We start from the raw sequence: 23,784 nt of genomic DNA on the forward strand, positions 1-23,784 counted from the left end.
AGGCGGCTTCCCAAAAGATTACACGCGGAAGCCAAAGAATCCCCCCGCACATAGCCATTTACGAAAAACCCCGCTACGCTAGGGGCTTTTGAGAGACTGGCGTCTGCGCTTAGTCGCGGCACGATACAAAGTCGCGGTCGTCGACGTTGGTCAATTCTGATTGCCCATGACGACTCCGCCCATCTCCCAGCACGATTCTGCCGACCCCACGCCCGCCCCGGACGTGTCGACATCGCCGGAAAGCGCCCAAGCAACGCCGCGGCCGATGGCCGACGACGAACCCATGCAGTTGATCACGAGCTTCAACGACGTATTCGTTGTGGTGGCGTCGGCGCTGCTCGTGTTCGGCACGGTGTGGCTGACGAACACGCTGCCGCCATGGCTCATCGCCCTGATTTGTGCAGCACTGTTCTGGGGACTGTCGGAGGTCTTCGTGCGGCGCCGGCGCATGGCATTGCCTGCACTTTTCTATAGCTTCGGGTTCATTGCCGCGCTCGCCTGCGCCGGGTTTGCAGCAATCCCCTCGATGCATGGGTACAGCGGCGCTTCCGACGTACACATCGAAGCCAGAGGGCTCGCGTGGTACCTTCCGCAACTGCTCGCGAGCTACGCCGGCATCGCCATCGGCTCCGTAACTTTTTGGCGACGCTTTCGGGTGCCGGCCACCATCGCATTGGGGGTTGGCGGTGCGGTCTGCCTGACGTGGTTCCTCGTGCTCGTTGCCGGCCAGGACTATATCGGCCCGATGCGGGTGGCGAACATCGTCGCCGGTCTCGCCATCTTCGTCTGGGCACTGCGCTGGGATGCGCAAGATCCGCAGCGTAAGACCCTCCGCTCGGACGTCGCCTTCTGGCTACACCTACTCGCCGCCTGTATGGTCACGCACCCGATCTTCTGGGCGCTCATGCCCGGCTATCCGATCGCGGTCATCGCCGTCTTTGTCCTGCTGACCGGCATATCGCTCGCCATCGATCGCCGCGCGCTGATGATGTCGTCGTTGCTGTATGTGATCAGTGCGATTCTGAGCGTTGTCGTGACTTCGGCAGCCACCCATGCACTGGCGGTGGTCGCCGTCGTTGTGGGGGGCGCGTTGTTGCTGTTGTCCGCACTCTGGCGTCCTGCACGCGCCGTCGTGCTGAAGTTGCTTCCTGCTGGCTGGCGTGCGCGTTTGCCTCAGTAGTTCCCAGGCAAACGCACTCAGTCCCCACGCTGGGGAGGGCCACGCCCTCCCCGGTCGATGAATCGGCGCACTGCGGCGCACTTACCGCACGTCAGTGCGGTTCCGCCCTTACTGCCGCGCCCCCCGTTCCAACACCTTCATGTAGTGATCGAGCGACGGCGTCGCCATGCCGGCAACCTTTGCCCGATCGTCCCAGCGACGCAACCGCAGCGCCGCCCCGGCATGCTCGCGAGCGAGGAACGTCTTCGCTTCGTCATCACTGAATACCCCGCCCTGTAATGCCAGACTGCGCACCGAATCGGCCGAGAGCTTGGCGTAGTACTCGGGATCAATAGCGCACAGGCAACGCTTGGCGTCTACGTGCAGACGAATCGGATCGAGCACCGCGTCGCTGAACAACGGACGCAGGAAAGGCAGCGCGAAATACTGGTGCAGATCGTCGATGCCGCGCTCGGTGGGCGTCTCGCCCTGAAGATTGAGCAGATGGCCGAGATCGTGGAGGAAACTGGCCGCGACGAGCGCCTCGTCGGCGCCTTCGCTCTCGGCGAGCGCGCCGCTTTGCAGCGCGTGCTCCAGTTGGGTGACAGGCTCGCCGCTGTAGGCAAGCGAGCCGAATTTATCGAACAGGGTGCGGATGTCCGGCAGGCTCAGGGCCATCGTGTGAACTCTCGTTATCGTCGCGAGAACTTGGGGCAGCGGCCGCCGCGACATCGGCAAGCGCCGCCAGCTTCGACACCTTCGTTTCCTTCAGTGTCTTGGTGTCCTTCATCTCCTTGCCGTCCTTCGGCTTGTCTCGCATGCGGCTCTTGCGCAATGCGCCGGCGTCGTCGAGCACCGGGTACGCCGTCGAGCAGAACAGCGAATTAAGACGCTTCATGTCGCTGATGATGTCCAGATGCAGCGAACTCGTCTCGATACTCTGCACCGACTGGCCCGCCAAACGGTTCAGGTGCGTGTACGAATAGGCGCGCTCCAGATCGCGGAAGCTCTCCTTCTCGGCCATGAGCCGCTGCGCACTCTTGAGGTCCGTGTTCAGAAACACCGACAACCCGAGTTGCAGGTTCGTCACCAGGCGCGCGTGCATGTCGCAGATTTCCTGCAACCCCGCCTCGGAGAACGACAGCTTGTGCGAGATCTTCTTCTCCTCGACCTCCGTCACCATGCGCTCGATGATATCGCCCGCATGCTCCAGATTGATCGTGAGCGAGATGATGTCCGTCCAGCGCCGGCTGTCCTGCTCGCTCAGGTTCTCGCGCGACACGCGCGTGAGGTACATCTTCACCGCGGTATAGAGATGATCGACGTCGTCGTCCATCCGGCGCGTCTCGCGTGCCCGCGCCACGTCGTTGCTGCGAATGACATCGAGCAAACCATTGAGCATCTGCTCGACGATATCGCCCATACGCAACGTTTCGCGCGTGGCATTGGCCAGCGCCACCGACGGCATCTCCAACGCGCTCTCATCCAGGTGGCGCGCACGTGTCACACCGTCTGCCTCCGGCTTGTCGGCAAGCAGTCGAACGCACAGGCGCGCCATCGGCTCGGTGAACGCGAGGAACACCACGCAGCGCGCCAGGTTGTAGAGCACATGGAAGTTGACGACGGCTTGTGCGGGGGCGTCCGAGAGCCAGTTCACGAGCATCGGCGCATAGTCGACGAACGGCAGCACAAGCAGGCAGCCGATCAACTTGAAGAGCAGGCTGCCGAAGACCACCCGACGCCCCGCCGCGTTCTGTCCGGCAGAGGTCAGCATGGCGAGCATGCCACTGCCCAGATTCGCGCCGATCACCAGGCACAGGGCCACCTTGAGCGAAATCACGCCCGACGATGCCAGCGTCGCCGTGAGCAGCACCGCTGCCAGACTCGAATACGACACCATGGCAAAAAGCGCGCCGATCAGCGTGTCGAGCATCACGTCGCCCGTTAGCGAGCGGAACAACACCTTCACGCCCGCCGCTTCGGTCATTGGCGTGGTGGCGCCCACGATCAGTTGCAACGCCAGAATGATCAGGCCCAGTCCGATCGACACGCGGCCGAGTTGACCGGCGCGGGTCTGTTTGCGCGACAGAAAGAAGATGACGCCGAAGAAGATCAGCAGCGGCGAGAGCCAATGCAGATCGAACGTCAGGATCCGCGCCATGAGCGCCGTGCCGACGTCTGCACCGAGCATGATCGACAGTGCGGGGGCCAGCGCGATCAAACCCTGCGCGCCGAACGAGGAGACGATAAGTGCCGTCGCGTTACTGCTCTGCACGAGGCCCGTCACGAGCACTCCCGCGGCGAACGCGAGGAAGCGATTCGAGATGCTGTGCGACAGAATGCGCCGCAGGTCGGCGCCGTAGACGCGCAGGACCCCGGTACGCACGATGTGCGTACCCCAGATCAGCATCGCCACGCCGGAGAGAAGGTTGAGCAGTGTCAGCATGCCAGTGTTCCGTGATCTTATTGTCGACGGGACAGGCAGCGCTTCGCGCCGCCGACATGACGCACCCACTGGTTTGCCAAACCGGCATCCCGCGTCAGTCCAACACTGGCGTCGGGATGCGTATGAAGTTCACGCGTCATGCGTATCCCCAATCGACACACCGTACACCAAAACGACCATTGCAACAATCGTGTCATGAATTTGTCACAATTTTTTCTCTGATTCTGCTAAGCCTTGTTGCGTAAGGGGGACAGACCGAGGCAACCGGCCGTGCAGCGCCTCCTTCCAGCCCATTTCATCGTCCCCGGCCGCCGCTGTCGCAGCCTGAATCCGGCCTCAGATTCCCCACGGCAGCGTAAAGGTTTTGGTGTTGGTGAAGCTCTTCATCGCTTCCTGCACGCCTTCCTTGTAGCCCAGACCGGAATCCTTGATACCGCCAAAAGGCGTCAGTTCGATGCGATACCCCGGCACCTCCCAGACATTGACCGTGCCCACCTGAAGCTCGTTGGTGAAACGCGTGACATAGTCGAGGCGGTTCGTACACACCCCCGACGACAGACCGAATGCCGTGCCGTTCGACATGGCGATGGCTTCGTCGATGCTGCCGAACGTGAGGATCGGCGACACCGGCCCGAACGTTTCTTCACGCACGACGGTCATCGACGGATCGACACGATCGATGACGGTGGGCGAGTACAGCGCGCCGTCGCGCTTGTTGCCCACGAGCAAACGCGCCCCCTGCGAAACCGCCTCATTCACGCGCGCCTCGAACAGACGGGCAGCCGCTTCGTCGATGACCGTGCCCATGTCGTTCGCCCCATCGGCCGGATCACCGTATTTCCAGGCACGGGTCTTCTCCACGACCAGTTCGGTGAAGCGTGTCGCAACGTCACGGTGCACGAGCATCCGCTTGACCGCCGTGCAGCGCTGCCCCGAGTTCTTGTACGAGCCCTGTACCGCGAGATCGGTGGCGCGCTCGAGGTCTGCATCTTCCATCACGATCAGCGGGTCGTTGCCCCCCAGCTCCAGCACGATGCGACGATAACCCGCCTTCGACGCGATGTATTTGCCGATCGACACGCCGCCCGTGAACGTGATCATGTCGACGTTCTCGTTCGTGATCATCTCGTCGGCAATCTCGACCGGATCCCCCGTGATGACCTGAAGCATCTCTGGCGGCAGACCGGCTTCGTAAAGCGTATCGGCCAGATAAAACGCCGAGAGCGGCACTTTCTCCGACGGCTTGAGCACCATCCGGTTGTTGGTCGCGATCGACGGCGCCACCTTGTGCGCGACCTGATTCATCGGATGATTGAACGGTGTGATGGCCGAAATCGCTCCCAACAGCGGCTCGCGCTGCGTGACCACGCGACGCTTCTTGCCATGCGGCGTGAGGTCGCAAGAAAAAGCCTGACCGTCGTCCTTGAGCGCCTCGCCGGCGGCAAAGCCGAGGACATCGGCTACGCGCCCGATCTCATAAACGGCATCTTTCTTGCACAGCCCCGACTCCATCGTGATGATCGCGGCCGCCTCGGCTGCACGCTCACGCAGCAGCACCGCAGCCTTATCGAGGACGTTGGCGCGCTCGAAGCGAGTGAGTGTCGAGCGGTACTGTTTGGCAATCGAGAACGCGCGGCGCACGTCGTCGAGCGAGGCCTTCGGCACCGTGCCGACCAAATCGCCCGAGTATGGGTTGAAGACTTCGATGATGCGTTCGCGGGTCACTTTCTCGCCACCGATGCGAAGCGCTTCGGCGCGGAACTCGGGAGACAGCTTGTGCGGCACGTTCATGGGGTTCTCCACAGCATATCCAACGAGACAGGGGCCCGGCGACACCAATGTTCCGAGTGGGTTCTCATTGGCAGATCCTCGCGGTGCGGCCTCAAACGTGATTGAGCGCGACGTCGAGAATGTCGAAGTTGCGCAGCCGCGCCTTGCCCGGAATACCGTCCGTCTTCCGGTTGAAGAGCAGCGGCACCGCCTGTTCCGAGATCCCGCCGTGCGAGCGCAGCGGCACCGTGAGACCGGTCAGATCGTGCCGGCTCGCACTGGTGCCCAGTGCCACCGATTGACCGCTCACGACGACGAGATCGCCCACGCGGTCGGGCGGCAGCTCGAAGCGCGCGCATGCCTGCGCATTGGCGAGCACGACCTCGATGCCGGGCAGCGCGGCAATGCGCTGGCGAACGGCGTCGCGATCCGCGTCGCGCGGCAGATAGATCGTGGCGAACGATCCCAACGCGCCGTGATGCACCACATACGGATCGGTAATTGGCAGAATCACGCGCGCACCACCGGCTTCGACGCCCTTGCCAAGCCAGTCGTCGAGCAGGTCCTGCAAATAGATGACGTTGGGCTGACCGGTCTTGGGATCGTGCTTGGCGTTCATGCCGTGATCGGCCGTCAGACCGATGACCGCGCCCAGTTCGTCCATGCGGCGCAGGTACTTGTCCATCATCGCGTAGAAGTCGTTCGCACCCTGCGTGCCCGGCGCCCACTTGTGCTGAACGTAATCTGTCGTCGAGAGATACATCAGGTCGATCTGACGCGTATCGAGCAGGCGAACGCCCGCAGCGAACACGAACTCGGAGAGTGCCGCGCTGTAGACGTCGGGCACCGGCATGCCGACGAGACCCAGCACGTCTTCGATACCGTTCTCGGCGAGGGTGACCTGATCGGATTTCTCCGACGAGAAGCAGATGCCCTTCATGCGATGGCCGAGCAATTTGCGCAGCTTGTCCTTGGCGGTCACGACCGCGACACTCGCGCCCGCATCGGCGGCGGCCGCCAGCACGGTGCCGGCACGCAAATAGGCCGGGTCGTTCATCATGACTTCCGCGCCGCGACCACCGTCGGCGGCCGGGTCGAAGAAGTAATTACCGCAGATGCCATGCACGGCAGGGGGCACACCGGTCACGATCGATAGATTGTTCGGGTTGGTGAACGTTGGCACGACACAGTCGCCCTGGAAGACCGAACCTTCGGTCAGCACATGCTTCAGATACGGTGCAACACCCGCCGACGCAGCGGCTTCGAGATACTCGAACTGACAGCCGTCGACACACACGATGACGGTCGGCTGTTGCGGCAGCCGGTACTGGCGGCCGTTCACCTGGATCTGCAAGGGCTGGTTCACGTCGGGCCTCCTCAAGCGCAACTGGGTTGACCGCCGCTGACATCGGCTTCGATGCAATGCCCGCGCGGCGGCCGGATATTCAACAAGACAACCATTTCATCAACCCTCAGGCGACACTCAGCCGGCCTTCGTCTGCGCCGGGGCACCCGGTGCCCGCGACAGTGTTTCGCGGATGCGGGCCCGGCCTCGCGCCAGATGCTCGCGCGTGACCTGCGCCGCCCGCTCGGGATCGCGCGAGGCAATCGCGCTCACAATGTCGCGATGCTCGCGCGCCGACTTCGGCGGCGCAGTCGTATCGCCCGTCAAGGCTTCGTGACGGAACAAGCTCAACTCCTTGACCAGCCGCCGGTAGGTTTCCAGCAACTTGCGGCTGCCGACCATCTCGACAAGCGAATCGTGAAACGACACGTTCAATTGGTAGTAGGCCTCGCTGTCGCCCGACACCACCGCGCGGTGCATCGCTTCGACCGATTCGCGCAACCGGGTGAGTTGCTCTGACGTGATCGTCTCGGCCAGCGTGCGGCCCACGTATTCGTCGAGCACACCACGCAACGTGTAAATCTCTTCCGCCTCTTCCAGCGAGATGACTCGCACGAACACGCCGCGATTCTTCTCGGTGCGCAACAGCCCCGCCTCTTCCAGCGCGCGAAACGCCTCGCGCACCGGGCCGCGCGACACTCCCAGACGGCCGGCTACCTCGATCTCGTTGAGCTTGGTGCCGGGCGTGAGCGTGCCCGCGACGATCTGACGCTCGATCTCATGCTGGACGAGCGTGGTGAGCGACTGACTCTGCAACAACTCGATTGCCGTGGGCGACGTGGGCTTGTGGGTCATACCGGCCTTCCTTATCTCTGAACGCTGACGCTATCGCGTACTGCCAGCCACCCCCAAAACGCCAAATTGCTTCGATCCGCGGACTTGGCGATTTGTGGCATTACGTGACTATTTTTGCTGCTCAACATTCAAGCACGATCATTTGTAGACTGTCAACAAAATATGTCTTGCTTGAGCGGCTGATTTTTAGACGCACTGGAACGAACCATCGAAGGAAGCGACGAAACCCTATCCCAATCAATACTTTCCATACTATTAAAGGTGTTTGACGAACCGATGACAAAGATCGATACCTTCAATAAAAAGACATAAATTGCCAATAATATGCAACACGCCGCCTCACAAAAATACGTTTGCCGCACTCACCACGCTTGTTTCCCGCTTGATAGGAGGCACTCATGATTCTCGGTCAGGAACCGATTCTGCTCACCCCCGGCCCGCTCACCACGTCGCCGGCGACCCGGCAGGCCATGCTGCGCGATTGGGGCTCGTGGGATGCCCAATTCAACCGCATCACGGCCTCGCTGTGCCGCAATCTGGTAGACGTCGTGCATGGCGGCGACGACTATGTCTGCGTGCCGCTGCAAGGTTCGGGCACGTTCTCCGTCGAAGCCGCAATCGGTACGCTCACGCCGCACGGCGCGCGCATTCTCGTGCCGGACAACGGCGCGTACTGCCAACGCATTCTGAAAATCTGCCGCTATCTGGGACGCGACGCTGTCGCACTGCCCATCCCCGAAGATCAGGCGGCCGGCGCCGCAGCCATCGACGATGCGCTCACGCGGGACCCGTCTATCACGCACGTTGCGCAGGTGCATCTGGAAACCGGTGCAGGGGTGCTCAATCCGCTCGCCGACATCGCTCGGGTCTGCCGGAAGCATGGCAAGGGGCTCATCGTCGACGCCATGAGTTCGTTTGGCGCCGTCGAGATCGACGTGCGGTCGATGCCGTTCGATGCCCTCATCGCCGCGAGCGGCAAGTGCCTCGAAGGCGTGCCGGGTATGGGCTTCGTGATCGCGAAGAAGTCGGTGCTGGAGGCCAGTGCCGGTAACAGCCATTCGCTGGCGATGGATCTGCACGACCAGTACATCTATATGCAGAAGACCATGCAATGGCGCTTCACACCGCCCACGCATGTCGTCGCTGCATTGCGCGCGGCAGTCGATCAGTTCCTGACCGAAGGGGGACAAGCGGTACGTGGCGAGCGTTATCGGAAAAACTGTCGCACGTTGATCGACGGGATGGCCTCGTTGGGCTTTCGTCCGTTCCTTGCGCCGGACGTCCAGGCGCCCGTCATCGTGACGTTTCACGCACCTGCCGACAGCAAGTACGACTTCAACGCGTTTTACGCGGCCGTGCGCGAGCGCGGCTACATCCTCTATCCGGGCAAGCTCACACAGATCGAGACGTTCCGTGTCGGCTGTATCGGCGCCATCGACGACAACGAGATGCGCAACGTCGTGACGGCGATTGCGCAGTCGCTGGCGTCGCTCGGCATTCGGCAAGTGACGCCGCTCACACGCGCCGCGTAAGCGTTCCGCCAACGAACAACGGGTGCCCCCCGCGGTCGCCCGTCGTCAACGATCGCCGCTAACGTAGGGAATCGTCCGAAACTCTGCATTTCCCCCGACGCTTCGACCGCGTCGCCGCCTCGTCGCACGGCCTTGATTCCCTGCCGAATTCGGCATCGCAGCCGAGTCGGTGCCTGCGCTCGCCAGCTGCGCACAACGGGCACTTTCCCATCGCGCTTCCTAGAATGTCCCGCACATCACCCGCGCATTAGCGCTTCATCCGGCAAGACACGCCACGGTTCGCTGCGCGCATTGACCGTTCGTCCGCCGCTGTCGTCGCCTCCCCCCGAATGTCGGCTGTCGCAGGCACGCACTTGTCTCGCGTGCTGCCTTCCAGCACTCCACGTCATTGGGGAATCCGAGCACGATGAACAAGCACCTCTATCGGTTGGTCTGGCGGCATTGCCGCTTTGATGTCGTCCCCGCACCGGAGACGGCGCAGCAAAGTGCGGGCGCCCCGGCATCGCGCATGCGCCGTGCGCGCAGCAGTGCGCGCTCGTTATTCCTCTCGCTTTCGCTCAGCCGCGTTTGCCTCGCGTGCATCGTGTTGCTCGGGACCGCAGCGCCCGGGTCGGTGTGGGCAGCCTGCACGGCGGCGGGCAGCGTGGTGACGTGCAGCGGCGCCGCGAACCCGCTGGCCCCGTCGTATGCGAATGCAGGGAACAACCTCCAGGTGAACGTCAACAGCGGTGCGGGCGTTGGTGTCCTCCTTGGCATTGGCGGTACTGCGCTGTCGCTGACGGGCAGCAACGTGACGCTCGTGAATGGCGGCAGCATCGACCCCTCGCTGCTCGGCACCATCAGCATCCTTTCCAGCGGCACGGTCATCGGCAATGCCAACGCTGGCGGCAGTACGCAAACGGTGACGAACAACGCCGTCATGCGCGGCACAGTGGGCACGCTCGGCGCGAGCCTGCCGGGTCTTACCGGCCTTGCGCTGACCGTGCAGAACGCCACCAGCGGCACCGCAGTCATCAACAATACCGGCACGCTCGGGGCGACGCCGCTGCTCGGCGTCTCGCTCACCGGCACCGGCGGCGCCCCCGTGGCGGCGGCGTACGGAGGCGGAGTCGTCAACTTCAGCAACTCGGGTACCGTGCAGGGGCGCATCGCGTTTGAGACGAGCGGAACACCGGGGGTCGGCAATACGTTCACCAACAGGGGCGCGTTAAGCGGCAGCGTCTCGCTTGGCGCCAACAGCACAAACACGTTCACGGCAGTTACCGGCTCGACGCTCGACGATGGCGGCAGCACCGGCATAGCCGCATTGCCCGTCACTGGTTTCAATCTCGGTTTCGCGGCCGCCGGTGTCATCGACGGCGGCTCGGGCGGCGCCAACTCGCTCGCCCTGATCAACTCGGCAAACGACAATACGACAACCGGCGCCGGCACGCTCAACGGTGCAAGCTATCTGAACTTCTCGCAAGCCACGTTGAACGGAGGCACCTGGACGCTTCACGGACCGCTGGCCGTCACTTCGACGGCGCTCAACGGCGGCCTCGCCATCTTCGACAACCCCGGCAGCTTCGGCACCGGCTCGCTCTCGGCCAGTGGCGGCGAGGTGCAGGCCGCCAGCGCGGGGTTGACCATTGCGCTCCCGGTCACACTCGGAACCAACGGTCTTACGGTCACCGGTGCAAATCCGCTCACCCTCAGCAACGCGGTCAGCGGTAGCGGCAACGTGTCACTGACAGGCACAGGCAACCTGACGCTCTCGGGAAACAACACCTATTCCGGCGGCACCGCACTCATTAGCGGCACGCTCATCGCCGGAAGCAACACGGCGTTCGGGAGCGGGGCAATACAGGTTTCCGGCACGGGCAACGTGCTGGATGCCAACGCCCCGCTTACCATCTCGAACCCGGTTGCGGTCGGCAGCGGCAGCACCTTGACGTTGGGTGGAAGCGCACCGCTCACGATAGCCGCACCGATCTCCTCCAGCAATGGCAGTGTCACCAAACAAGGCTCGCAAACGGTCACGCTCACCGCCAATAACACGTTCGGCGGCGGGATCAATATCGCAGCAGGAACACTGGTGCTATCGGGCGGCGGCAGATTGTTGATCGGGGGCACGCCGTTCGCGCTCACAGGCGCCGGGGCCGTCTTCGACATGTCGAACGCAGACGGCGACCGGACAGTTACCACGTTCTCGGGCGTGGCGAACACGCAGGTCCTCCTCGGCAGCCACCACCTCACGCTCGGCAGCAGTGCAGGTAGCACGTTTGCGGGCACAATCAGCGGCACGGGCGGTATCGTCAAGATGAGCAGCGGCACGCAAACGCTCTCAGGTGCGAATGCGTTCACTGGCGGCACAACGATCAACGCGGGTGGCATCGCGCTCGGCGCGGGCGGCTCGCTGGCCAGCACAGGCGCGGTGTCGCTGCTCGGCAACGGCACCACGTTCGACATCTCTCAGGCGGCAGCGCAAACCATCGCCGCATTGACGGGCATCGGGAGTGCGTCGATTGTTCTGGGCGGCAACACCCTGACATTCGGCGATGCGACCAATCAGACATTCGCAGGGGCGTTTACCGGCAGTGGCGGCAGCATCGTCAAACAAGGTTCCGGCACGGTGACGCTGACCGGCGCAAGTTCGGCCGATGGCGGCATCAACGTTCAGACGGGAACGCTTCAGCTTCAAGGCGCCACGTTTGCCGACACCACGCCGCTTTCGCTGACGGGCAGCGGCGCGACGCTGGATCTCTCCTCTGCTGCGGGCATGACATTCGGTGCGCTCTCCGGAGTGACCGGATCGAGTGTGTTGATCGGCAGTCAGACACTGACCGTCGGTAACGCCGGAAACTCGACATTCGGCGGAACGATCTCGGGCTCGGGCGGGATCGTCAAGCAAGGCACGGGCTCGCTCCTGCTCACCGGAGCGCAAGCCTTCACCGGTGGCATAAACGTCACGGCGGGGCAACTCACCCTGCAGGGTAACAACGTGCTGGCTAACCGCAACGTCGTAACGCTCGCGAATGGCACCGCGTTCGATGTCAGCGGCGCCGGGGCGGAGAGTATCGGTTCACTGATCGGCGCGTCCAACAGTCAGGTCACGTTGGGCAACAACACGCTCACGCTCGGCGACAGCGCCAGCAACACCTTCGCGGGCAGCATCAGTGGCACAGGGGGTATCGTCAAACGTGGCGCGGGCACGCAAACACTGACCGGACAGAATGCCTTCACGGGACAGATCAGCATCGCGGACGGAACGCTGGCCCTCGGCGGCACAGGAACGCTTTCCGGCAACGCCGTCACCCTGGCCAGCGGTGCTGCACTCGACATCAGCCAAGGCGCGAACCAGGCCATCGGCGCGCTGTCCGGGGCCGCGTTCAGCACGATTATCCTTGGCAGCAACACGCTCACCTTTGGCGACAGCAGCAATCAAACCTTCGCGGGCAGACTGACCGGTAACGGGGGGGGTATCGTCAAGCTCGGCACGGGCACGCAGACAATTACCGCACAGCAGGCGTTTACGGGAGGCATTGTGATCGGCGGCGGGGCCCTCGTCATCAGCGCGGGCGGAGGCTTGTCTGCGCAGAACGCCGTAACACTGGGCAACACGACAACGCTTGATATCGGCGCTGCAGGCGCGCAAACCATCGGTTCACTCAGTGGCGGCACGGGGCAAGTCTTGATCGGCGCGAACACGCTAACGTTCGGCGACAACACCAATGAGACATTCAACGGCAGCATTCACGGCACCGGGTCACTGATCAAACAAGGCGGCGGCGTGCAGACGCTTACCGGTGTCAGCGACTTCACCGGCGGAATCCATGTCACCGACGGCGGCCTTCAGTTGAGCAACGCGAATGCGATCGGCACCGGCGCGCTAACGATGGACGACCAGACGACGCTCAACAATACCCAAGTAATGACGCTCGGCAACGACATCAGGCTGGGCGGAACAGCGACCATCGGCGGGGATCAAAATCTGACGTTGACGGGGGGCGTGTCGGGGAACGGTGCGCTGCTAAAAGTTGGCCCCGCGACGTTGACGCTGGACGGCTTAGGCACATGGACGCGGGGTACGACCATCACCGATGGCACACTCGCGCTCGGTGCCAGTGGCTCGCTCTCCACGCCGGGCGGGCTTGTATTGATCGGTCCAGCGGCAACGTTCGATATTAGCGGCGGTGCCGGCGTGCAGACCGTCGGCGCACTCTCAGGCACCGGAGGCACGATTGCCCTGGGCGCCAACACGCTGATCTTTGGCGATACGAGCAATCAGTTATTTGCGGCGACGCTGACCGGCACGGGCGGCATCGTCAAGCAGAACTCGGGCACGCAGACATTTACGGCGCCTCAGCGCTTTACCGGCAGCATCAATATCGCCAATGGGACGATTGCACTTAGCGGTAGCGGATCGCTTCAGGGGAGCAACGCGCTGACACTGAGCGGTTCGAACAGCGGGTTCGATATCAGCGGGAGCGGCGCCACGATCATTGGCGCGTTGAACGGCGTGTCCGGCAGTGCCATCTTGCTCGGGTCCCATAATTTGACGTTCGGCAGCAACGCCGCCGCGTCGTTTGACGGTGAGATTCACGGGACCGGCTCGCTCATCAAGACAGGCGATGGCGTGCAGAGCTTCCTGAGCGCCAGCGACTTCTCGGGGGGATTGTCCGCGAATGGAGGGGGGCTCATCGCCGGCAACGATAGCGCCTTCGGCACGGGAGCCCTGACCCTCAACGGCAACATCAGCCTCGACAGCACGCAAGCGGTCACGCTTGGCAACAACTTCGGCCTGACCGGCACGTTGACGGTGCTCGGCAGCAACAATCTCACGCTCAACGGTGTGCTCTCCGGCACCGGCGGCCTGACCAAGACCGGCGCCGCAACGCTGACACTGGGCGGCAGCAATACCTACACAGGGCCGACGGCAATCGACGCGGGCACCCTGGCGCTGGGCGCGGGAGCATCGCTTGACGCATTAGGCTCGGTCAATGTCGCCGCTGGCGCGACGCTCGACCTCTCTGCGGGCAACGGGACGCAGATCATCGGCCCCATCGATGGCGCGGGAACCGTCAACATCGGTAACCTTCTGACGGAGATCGGCAGTGCCGGCAACGGCATCTTTAGCGGCAACATCGCCGGCACGGGGTCGGTCGTCAAGATTGGCACCGGCACGGAAACGCTCGAAGGGCAGAGCACCTACACGGGCGGTACCGTCGTGCAGGCGGGCACGCTGGCATTGAGCGGCGCGGGCGCCCTCGCAACGAACGGTGCGCTCACCCTGAACAACGCCGGCTCGATATTCGACATCTCCGGCGCCAACGGGCCGAGAGCGGTCGGCGCGCTCACCGCCGATGCCGGCACCCTGATTCAACTCGGCAGCAACACGTTGACCTTCGGTGACGCGACCAGCCATACCGTCGCGGGCATCATCAGTGGCAGCGGCGGCATCGTCAAACAAGGCAGCGGAACCACGACGGTACTCGGACTGCAGCAGTACACCGGGACCACCACGATAGCCAACGGCAGGCTCGCCATCGGCGCGACCGGCAGTCTTGGCGCCAGCGCGTCGGTGGCATTGACGGCCCCGGGAGCGGTGTTCGACATCAGTGCGGCGGGTAATCAGTCGCTGGCCCATCTCTCGGGGAGTGGCGGCAGTGTCGTGCTCGGAGGCGGCAGTCCCTTGCGGGTGGGCAACAACGACAACGCCACGCTGGCGAGCGCCATCTCGGGGACTGGCGCGCTGATCATGGACGGCAGCGGCGCATTGACGCTGACCGGACGGAACACCTTTGCCGGCAACATCGGTGTGGACAGCGGTACGCTCGCGCTGGGCGCCGGTGGCACGTTGTCCAATACAAACAACGTGGCGCTCGCTTCCGGCGGGACATTCGACGTGAGCGCGGCTATCGCGCCCGTCATCGGATCGCTCGACGGCGCGGCAGGCAGCACGGTCAACACGGGCACCCAGGTGCTCACGCTGGGCAGTGCAACCGATGCGACGTTCAGCGGCACACTCAATGGCACCGGCAGCCTCGTCAAACAAAGCAGCGGCACGCAAACCTTCAATGGCGGCGCCGCACTGACCGTCGACGTGCATATCGACGCCGGCACCGTCGCCCTGCGCAACGGCACACAACTCGGTGGCAAGACCGTTAGCCTCGACGGCGCAACCGGGGTACTCGACATCTCGACGGGCCCCAATCAAGCCGTCGCTTCGATCACGGGTGTCGCAGGCAGCGCCCTCAACCTCGGCAACACGGCACTGACGCTTGAGAACGCTGGCAGCGGGTCACTGGCGTCGAACATTCACGGTGCCGGCGGCAGCCTCGTCAAACTCGGCAACGGCGTGCAGACACTGGCGGGCAACAACGATTTCACGGGCGGGATCAATGTTCAGGCCGGTGGTATCTCGGTCGGCAGCAACACCGCATTGGGGACGGGAACCGCAACTTTTGCCGACGGAACCTCGCTCGACTCGACGCAGGACAGTACGTTGGGAAATCAGATCGCGCTCGATGGCAATCTCGATGTCGTGGGCTCCAACCATCTCACGCTCAACGGGTCGCTCAGCGGTGCAGGCGGCATTACGAAAAACGGTGGTGCGACGCTGACGCTTAACGGTCAGAACACTTACGCAGGCGCGACGACCATCAACGACGGCACAGTGGCGCTCGGAGCCGGTGCGAGCCTCGACTCCAATGGTGTCGTCGACGTGGCGACAGGGGCGACCTTCGATCTGTCGGCGGGCAATGGCACGCAAACGTTCGGTGCGCTCACGGGGGGCGGTTCCATCAACATGGGCAGCAATGCCCTCGATATCGGCACGAACGGCATCGACGAAGTCTTCAGCGGCGGCGTGATCGGCACCGGCAGCGTCGTTAAGGTCGGCGCAGGAACCGAGACGATGACCGGCACGAATACGTACACCGGCGGGACGGTCGTGCAAGGCGGTACGCTCGCGTTGGGCGGCGCCGGAACGTTGTCGGCGTCGGGCGCGCTCACCTTGCAGAACCCGGGGACAACGTTCGACATTTCCGGAGCCAACGGCAACCGTGCTGTCGGCGCGCTCACGACACAGACGGGCACGAACGTCGCGCTTGGCAACAACACGCTGACGTTCGGCGATGCGTCGAGCCATACCGTGAGCGGCACGATCACCGGCACGGGCGGCATCGTCAAACAAGGCAGCGGCACGCAAACGCTCGTGGGCCAACAACAGTTCACGGGCACGACCACCATTGCAGGTGGCACGCTCGCCCTCGGCGCGACGGGCCAACTGGCGAACGGTGCGAACGTGGCCCTGGCCGGCAGCCACGCAACGTTCGATATTTCCGCGGCGGGGAATCAGACACTCGGGACGCTGGCGGGCACCGGCGCCAGTGTGAACCTTGGCGGCAATACCCTGACGTTCGGCAATGGCACGAACCAGTCGCTGGCTGCGTCTATCGCCGGGGCGGGCAGCGTCGTCAAGACCGGGTCGGGCACGCAAACGCTGACCGGCCAAAACACCTTCACCGGCGCTATCGACGTGGCAAACGGTACCGTCGCCCTCGCCGCGGGCGGCACGCTCTCCGGGGCCAACAATGTCTCGTTGGTCGCCGGGACCACGCTGAACATCACGCAGGCCTCGGCCCCCGTCGTCATTGCGGGTCTGAACGGCGCCGCTGGCGCCACCGTGGCGCTCGGCCCCCAATCGCTCACGTTCGGGGGGGCGGCGAGCAGCACGTTCAATGGTGTCATCTCCGGCACGGGCGGCATCACCAAACAAGGCACCGCCACCGTGACGCTCGGGGGTAACAACACATTCTCCGGCACAACGTCTGTCACGGCCGGCATGTTGGCGCTCGGCGCTTCGGGACAAGTGACAAGCAGTGGGGGCCTGGCATTGCGCAATGCGGGTTCGACGTTCAACGCGTCCGCTTCGTCAGTACCGCTGGCATTCGCCTCCCTCGCCGCAGACGTTGGCACGCAACTGGTCCTCGGCAGCGGCGGGCTGATCACCGGCGACAGCGGGAATCACATTTTCAACGGCACGCTCTCGGGCGCGGGCGGTCTGGTCAAGAACGGCAGCGGCGCACTCTCGTTGGGTGCGGCGAACACGTTCTCCGGCGGCACAACGTTGAATGCAGGGACGCTCGCCGTCGGCAGTAGTACGGCACTCGGGACTGGCCCGCTCACCGTGACCGGCAGCGCCACGCTCACTGCGGGTTCCCTGGTCAGCGCGCCGGTCCCCGTGAGGAAGGGCCTGATGAACGGGGGCGGCATCACATTGGCGAACAACGTGACACTGAGTAACGGCGTAACACTCGGCCTCTCCGGCGCTACGCCGCTCGCCCTCACCGGCGACGTTTCGGGCAACGGCAGGCTCGCACTGAACGACTCGCAAGGCGTCACGCTGGCCGGCAATAACAGCTACACGGGCGGCACGGCAGTCAACGGCGGGACCGTGGCTGTCACCTCCGCGACCGGCCTCGGCACCGGCGCGCTTACGATCTCGCAAGGCACCGTGACAACGCAGGGTGTCGACGTCGTGCTGCCGTCACTGAGCGGCACGGCACAAGGGGGGCTCGACATCAACGGTGGTGCAGTCACCCTCGCGGCCGGCAACTTCCCCGGCAGCATCTCGGGCAGTGGCGGGCTGACGAAGACCGGCAGCGGCACGCTCACGCTCGGCATGGCAAACCCGCTCACCGGCCCGACCACGGTCGCGGGCGGCACACTCAATATCGGCAACCTCCCCAACTCGCCGGTGTCGGTGCTGGCGGGCGCCACGCTGATGACACCCGCTTCGCCGTCGCCATTGCAAGCAGGCGTCGGGCTGATGGCCCCCGTTAGCAGCACAGGCGCGCAAACCGGGTCGCTGACCGCAGCGAGCGGCAGCCAGATCATTGTCAGCTCGCCCGGTGCGATATTGGCTGTCAACGGCAATCTCACGCTTGAGCCGGGTTCGACGCTGCAAGTGAGCGTAACGCCCGGTACCCCGCCCGGTCAGGTGGATGCGACCGGCAGTGCATCGATCGGCGGCGCCAATCTCGTCGTCAACGCGACACCGGGTACGCAACCGGCCGACGTCTCAGGGGACGTGGTCGTCTCGGCGCCTGGCGGTGTCTCGGGGACGTTCGCATCGGCATCGACCAACCTGCTCTATCTCACCCCGCTGGTCACCTACACGGCGACCACTGCACTGTTGTCATTCGAGTCCAACGCCACGCCTTTCCCGACTGGCGCAGCCACGCCGAATCAGAAGGCGGCAGCGGGCGCGGTCGAGGCACTCGGCGCGGGCAGCGCGCTCTACCAGGCGGCGCTTGGCCTCACCGCCGACACGGCGCCGGCCGCTTTCGAGAGTCTTGACGGCAGCATGTACGCATCGATCAAATCGATGCTGCTGAGCCAAAGTCAGGTGGCGCGCGACGCCGTCTCACAACGACTGCGCGAAAGTCTCTCGCTTGGGCAGGATTGTGACGGCGCTTGGTCGGACGACAAGTCTTCGCTCACTGACCAGACACCGGCCAAGCGCAATAGCGACTGCCGCGCACAGCATCGGGTAACACAAGCATGGGCGTCGGTCTACGGCAACAACGGTCAGTTGCGCGCCAAGCCGGTCGCTGACGGTGGCTCCGGCGCCTCGACATTACATCGCCGAGGCATGGGAGTGCTGGCCGGTGTCGACGTGCCGCTGGGCGACGCGTGGCGTGCCGGCGGGTTCGGCGGCCTCGGACATAGCACCTTCGACACTGGGCCGGGGGCTTCCGGAAAGAGCAACGACGCGCAGATCGGTGCCTACATTAACCGTCGTTTCGGACGCCTGGGCGCCACGATCGGCGGTGCATACGCATGGCAGCAGATCAGTTCGCAGCGCGGCATCTCCATCGGCCCTATCGTGCAGACGGTACGGGGAAGCTACGACGCGTCCGTATGGCAGATCTTCGGTGAAGCCGCATGGCGATTGGACGCCGGCCCCGCCAGCATTGAGCCGTTCGCCAACATGGCGTACGCCCGTGTAAGCTCCGGCGCCTTCGACGAAACGGGCAGCATCGCTGCGCTTCACGCCGACGAGCAATCGCAAGGCATCGCGTTCTCGACAGCCGGTCTGCGTGGCGAGATGGCTTTCGGCACCGGTTCGGCTGCCATGGGACGCGTGCGTTTGTCGGCAGGCTGGCGTCACGCCTACGGCGCGAACACGCCGGACATGCGATTGGCATTCTCCGGCGCCTCGTCAGCCTTCACGGTGGCGGGGGTTCCCATCGCACGCGATGCTGCGGTGGTCAGCGCTGGCGTGGACGCCTTCATCGGCGCCGCACTGACCGTTGGCGTGAGCTATTCGGGCCAGTTCAGCAGCAAGCTCAGCGATAACGCGGTATACGGCAACCTCAACTGGCGTTTCTGACACGCACCTCGCGGACAGGCGCAGGCCGAATGCAGAGGAGAAGCCTTGAGCCGGCGGCGCGATCTGGCGTCGCCGGCCGAGGGCGAGACTCGCCGGCATCGATCGCCTCCGGTAAGCTCTTGGGTGTCGCGCGCTTGCGCGTCCACCCCGGAGGTTGTCCCCCATGTCGTCATCGAAAGCCACCGACGTTGCGCCACCGGCCAAGGCCAGCGCGGCTCGCAAGCGCGGCGCCAAGCACCCCGAGATTCTCTTCAAGCGCGTCTATGACGCCCCCGATCCCGCCGACGGACAACGCATCCTCGCCGACCGTCTCTGGCCGCGCGGTCTCGCCAAGCTCAAGGCGCAGATCGACTTCTGGGCCAAGGACGTCACGCCGAGCACACCGCTTCGCCAGTGGTTTCACCAGCATCCCGAGCAGTTCGACGAATTCCGCCAACGCTTTCTTGACGAACTCGCCGCGCTCGATGCCGAGCGCAACGCCATGCTCGCCGAACTTCGAACACGATTGACCGAAGGCCGGGTCACGTTGCTCACCGCCGCCCATCAACTCGAAGACGACGAAGCGCACACGCACCTTCATGTGCTGCGCGACTTCCTCGTTTCGCGTTAGACCGATTTTGCCCATCGCGGTGAGCTGATGGCATCGACGAAGGCCGGAGCGGCGGCGTAGTTCGCCAGACACATACTTCGACACGGCATTCCGCCCTTTAAAACGATGCAGCAAGACGTCGATGCCGTGGAAACCCACATAACATCTGGCGTCGCACGCGAACGCGACGGGCCGCGGCGAAGTTTGCTATAACGCACACAGCGCAGCCCTCATGTCTGCCTTGTGCGGCGCAGCCTGCCTATCGTCCGCTGCATCCGCTGTCCCCGGCGACGCACGAGATGACGTGCGCCGTCTCGAATTTCCAATGCTGACTCTCGTTGCCGCCACGGCAACACCACGCCTCATGCTCGTTCCACTGATCGTTGCCTGCGCGCTGTTCATGGAGAACATGGACTCCACCGTGTTATCCACCTCGTTGCCGTTGATCGCGAAAGATCTCGGCGAGAGCCCCATCACGCTCAAGCTTGCGCTCACCACTTACCTCATCAGCCTCGCGGTCTTCATTCCGGTCAGCGGCTGGATTGCCGACCGCTTCGGCACGCGCAATGTCTTTCGCACCGCCATCGGTGTGTTCGTCCTCAGTTCGATTTTCTGCGGCATTTCGACCAATCTGCCGGAACTGGTCATCGCACGCTTTGTGCAAGGCATGGGCGGCGCGATGATGGTGCCGGTCGGACGCCTCGCGTTGCTCAAGTCCGTGGAGAAGCGCGACATGGTGCGCGCGCTCAACTACCTGACCATCCCCGCGCTGGTCGGCCCGGTACTCGGCCCGCCGCTCGGCGGCTTCATCACGACGTATTGGCACTGGCGCTGGATCTTCTTCATCAACATCCCGATCGGCGTGCTCGGCTTCATTCTTGCCACGAAGTACATTCCCGATCTGTATGAGGACGACGTGCCGCCGCTCGACATCCGGGGCTTCATCCTGTCCGGCCTTGGGCTATCGATCCTGATGCTCGGTCTGTCCACCATTGGCCGCCATCTGATTCCCACGCCGCTCGCGTTGGGGCTCGTCGCTATCGGCGTCGCGCTGCTGGCCTCGTATCTGCGTCACGCGAAGGGGCTCACGCACCCGCTGCTGCGACTCGACCTCTTCCGTATTCCGACGTTCCGCGCCGGTGTCGCGGGTGGCTCGCTGTTCCGCATCGGTGTGGGCGCAACGCCGTTCCTCCTGCCATTGATGCTGCAACTCGGCTTCGGCATGACACCGATGGAATCGGGTGCACTCACGTTCGTTTCAGCGGCAGGCGCGATGTTCATGAAGACGCTCTCGCTGCGCATTTTGCAGCGCTGGGGCTTCCGCCGGGTGCTAATGACCAATGCGCTCATCGCCTCGGCAACCATTGGGAGCTATGGGCTGTTCACCGACCAGACATCACATCTGGCGATCCTTGGCACGCTGCTGCTCGGCGGATGCTTCCGCTCGCTGCAATTCACCAGCCTGAACGCAATCTCTTACGCCGACGTGCCCTCGCATCGCATGAGTCAGGCGACCAGTCTGGCCAGCGTCGCACAACAAGTGTCGCTTACGCTGGGCATCACCATCGGGGCGGCCGTGTTGCAAACGTCGTCCTGGCTGCACGGCCGCGATCATGTGACCGACGTCGACTTCCCGTGGGCGTTCCTGATCGTGGGGCTGGTCGCCGTGAGTTCGACGATTTCGATTGCGCGTCTCGCACGCGATGCCGGCAGCGAATTGGCGCGGCGTAGTTAGCGCCCCACCGAGAATACGCCGCCAGAAACGACAACGCCCGAGACGTGATGTCCCGGGCGTTTTTCTCTTCCTCGGCGCACGGCGGTGCTTAGCGGAAGATCACCGTCTTGTGGCCGTTGAGCAGAATGCGATGCTCGGCGTGATAGCGCACGGCGCGCGCAAGCGCCACGCATTCCACATCGCGGCCGATGGCGGTCAGTTGCTCGGGGTCCATCGTATGGTCCACGCGCTCGACTTCCTGTTCGATGATCGGACCTTCGTCGAGATCGGACGTCACGTAGTGCGCCGTCGCCCCGATCAGTTTCACGCCACGGTCGAACGCCTGATAGTACGGCTTCGCGCCCTTGAAGCTCGGCAGAAACGAGTGATGGATGTTGATCGCACGGCCCGCGAGCTTCTTGCAAAGATCGCGGGAGAGCACTTGCATATAGCGCGCGAGCACCACCAGATCGATATTGTTGTCCTGCACCAGCTCATACACCTTCGCTTCCTGTGCGGCCTTCGACTCCGGCGTCGAATTCAGGAGCGGCAGATGATGGAACGGAATGTTGTAGCTCGCCGCCAGCTGGTAGAAATCCTTGTGGTTCGAGACGATCACGGGGATTTCGATGTTCAGTTGGCCAGTCTTGTAGCGGAACAGCAGATCGTTCAGGCAGTGGCCGATCTTCGAGACCATGATCATGACGCGCGGCTTGATCGAGGCGTCGACCAGTTCCCACTGCATCTCGAACTGTTCGGCGAGCGGGGCGAAGTCACGCTGCAACGTGGCCAGATCGCTCTGCCCCGCCAGTTGCTGGAAATGCACGCGCATGAAGAAGCCGCCCGTGAAGCGATCGTTGAACTGGGCCGAGTCGAGAATGTTGCCGCCGCGCTCGACCAGGAAACCGGCCACCGTGTGGACGATGCCGGGACGGTCCGGGCAGGACAACTTCAGAATGTAGCTATTTTCGATCGGTGCCATGATTGCTCCTGGGCAAAGGCTTGCAATGTCGTTGCAGTGTTGAAATTCTTGTCGGTGGCCGTGCGGCCGGTTGCCGGATTACTCGTCGGCCGGCTTGAACAGCGCGTCGATACCGGTGCAGTCCTTTGCGCGGACGGCGCCTTCGCGCAGCAGGAAATCCAGGCTCGCCAGGCTCGCGTCAACGGTCATCTTGCCGCGCGCGATCACGTCGCGCACATCGCCGGCAGAGCACAGCCAGTGTGCGCTCGCCTCGCCGTCCTGATTCTTGGGCGCGAACCCGCGCGGCAGGGCGAGATCGTAGACGAATATCTGCTCGGACTGCACGCCCTCCGGAATCTCTGCGAGGATGTGCAGCGTGCGGCCGGGCCGTGCTTCGTTGGTCAGATAGGCCGGAATTCCCGCTTCTTCCCAGCATTCCTTGACGAGCGTATCGCCCACGCCGATGCCGTTACCGATGCCGCCGGCCGCCGCGTTGTCGAGAAAACCGGGATCGGTGGCCTTGAGCACACTGCGTCGTGCGATCCACATCTTCGGCGCTTCTCCGACGAAGCGGGCCGGCACGTAGCCATTCACATGCACGGCGAACGTACGCGTGCCGAAGAAGCGGGAGGCCGCGCGTTCGATCCACGCAAGCGGCGCGTCGTAGAGCCGTTGACGGATCGCGTAACGCTCGTTTCGCCAGCCGGTAATGCGCCCTTGCGCCGCCAGCGTCTCGATCACCGGCGCAAGCGCCTGCGTGCGCGCTTCGCACGTGTCGTGACGTGGATGAATACGGACCGCCAGCGAACTGATCTCGAACACGTCGGGCCAACGGCTCAGCGATTCGACGTCGCGACGGCGAATCCATCCATAACGCTGCGAACCGATCACGAGCGGCAGATGCGCCGTGTCGTCGAAGCGGCGCGCCGCCGCAATACAAGCAAAAGACATACGTCGAAGACCTGACGCGCCCCATGGGAAGCGCGCGAAAGCGAGGCAAAACCGGCATTTTACAGAAGCGGCGGCGAGTCCGCC

12 protein-coding genes are annotated in these 23,784 nt (G+C 63.8%); 5 read left to right on the plus strand and 7 right to left on the minus strand.

Annotation, left to right across the window (positions count from 1 at the left end):
- Nucleotides 1–166: 166 nt before the first annotated feature.
- Nucleotides 167–1,180 carry a hypothetical protein gene (locus PCO31110_RS02100; RefSeq protein ID WP_150689524.1) on the plus strand — a complete coding sequence of 338 codons (1,014 nt, stop codon included), beginning with the start codon at nucleotides 167–169 and terminating at the stop codon, nucleotides 1,178–1,180.
- Nucleotides 1,181–1,288: 108 nt separating this feature from the next.
- Here the strand turns inward: PCO31110_RS02100 and PCO31110_RS02105 are convergent, their stop codons facing one another.
- From PCO31110_RS02105 to PCO31110_RS02125, 5 genes are all read right to left on the minus strand, one after another.
- Nucleotides 1,289–1,837 (minus strand): phosphonate degradation HD-domain oxygenase, encoded by a 549-nt coding sequence (locus PCO31110_RS02105; RefSeq protein WP_150689525.1) that lies wholly within the window; start codon nucleotides 1,835–1,837, stop codon nucleotides 1,289–1,291.
- Complete coding sequence (locus tag PCO31110_RS02110) at nucleotides 1,797–3,605, minus strand: Na/Pi cotransporter family protein (protein WP_010804842.1); 1,809 nt, start codon at nucleotides 3,603–3,605, stop codon at nucleotides 1,797–1,799. Before PCO31110_RS02110 ends, PCO31110_RS02105 begins: the two co-directional genes overlap by 41 nt.
- A gap of 336 nt (nucleotides 3,606–3,941) precedes the next feature.
- Nucleotides 3,942–5,396 carry a phosphonoacetaldehyde dehydrogenase gene (gene phnY, locus PCO31110_RS02115; RefSeq protein ID WP_150689526.1) on the minus strand — a complete coding sequence of 485 codons (1,455 nt, stop codon included), beginning with the start codon at nucleotides 5,394–5,396 and terminating at the stop codon, nucleotides 3,942–3,944.
- A gap of 91 nt (nucleotides 5,397–5,487) precedes the next feature.
- A complete protein-coding gene (gene phnA, locus PCO31110_RS02120) occupies nucleotides 5,488–6,741 on the minus strand; it encodes a phosphonoacetate hydrolase (RefSeq protein WP_150689527.1) in 1,254 nt (417 codons plus the stop codon).
- Between the two features lie 117 nt (nucleotides 6,742–6,858).
- Nucleotides 6,859–7,575 carry a phosphonate utilization associated transcriptional regulator gene (locus tag PCO31110_RS02125; RefSeq protein ID WP_010804839.1) on the minus strand — a complete coding sequence of 239 codons (717 nt, stop codon included), beginning with the start codon at nucleotides 7,573–7,575 and terminating at the stop codon, nucleotides 6,859–6,861.
- A gap of 398 nt (nucleotides 7,576–7,973) precedes the next feature.
- Here PCO31110_RS02125 and PCO31110_RS02130 point away from each other — a divergent pair, with 398 nt between their 5' ends.
- The 4 genes from PCO31110_RS02130 to PCO31110_RS02145 all read left to right on the plus strand — a co-directional run bounded on the left by PCO31110_RS02130 (nucleotide 7,974) and on the right by PCO31110_RS02145 (nucleotide 21,809).
- A complete protein-coding gene (locus PCO31110_RS02130; RefSeq protein WP_150689528.1) occupies nucleotides 7,974–9,107 on the plus strand; it encodes a 2-aminoethylphosphonate--pyruvate transaminase in 1,134 nt (377 codons plus the stop codon).
- 406 nt (nucleotides 9,108–9,513) lie between these two features.
- Entirely contained in the window at nucleotides 9,514–19,485 is a 9,972-nt protein-coding gene (locus PCO31110_RS02135; protein ID WP_150689529.1) for an autotransporter-associated beta strand repeat-containing protein, read from the plus strand.
- Between the two features lie 163 nt (nucleotides 19,486–19,648).
- Nucleotides 19,649–20,095 (plus strand): DUF488 domain-containing protein, encoded by a 447-nt coding sequence (locus tag PCO31110_RS02140; protein ID WP_150689530.1) that lies wholly within the window; start codon nucleotides 19,649–19,651, stop codon nucleotides 20,093–20,095.
- 304 nt (nucleotides 20,096–20,399) lie between these two features.
- Entirely contained in the window at nucleotides 20,400–21,809 is a 1,410-nt protein-coding gene (locus PCO31110_RS02145) for a DHA2 family efflux MFS transporter permease subunit (protein ID WP_246189697.1), read from the plus strand.
- An 88-nt stretch (nucleotides 21,810–21,897) separates the two neighbouring features.
- On the opposite strand, the gene purU is transcribed toward PCO31110_RS02145, so the two are convergent.
- Together purU and PCO31110_RS02155 are read right to left on the minus strand one after the other, a co-directional pair.
- The gene (purU, locus tag PCO31110_RS02150) at nucleotides 21,898–22,770 is read right to left on the minus strand and encodes a formyltetrahydrofolate deformylase (RefSeq protein WP_010804834.1); all 873 of its coding nucleotides are present in this window, start codon (nucleotides 22,768–22,770) and stop codon (nucleotides 21,898–21,900) included.
- A 78-nt stretch (nucleotides 22,771–22,848) separates the two neighbouring features.
- Complete coding sequence (locus PCO31110_RS02155) at nucleotides 22,849–23,700, minus strand: NUDIX hydrolase (protein WP_150689531.1); 852 nt, start codon at nucleotides 23,698–23,700, stop codon at nucleotides 22,849–22,851.
- Between the last annotated feature and the right edge of the window lie 84 nt (nucleotides 23,701–23,784).

Origin of the sequence: Pandoraea communis, from assembly GCF_902459745.1 — a bacterium.
Taxonomy (GTDB): Bacteria; Pseudomonadota; Gammaproteobacteria; order Burkholderiales; family Burkholderiaceae; genus Pandoraea; species Pandoraea communis.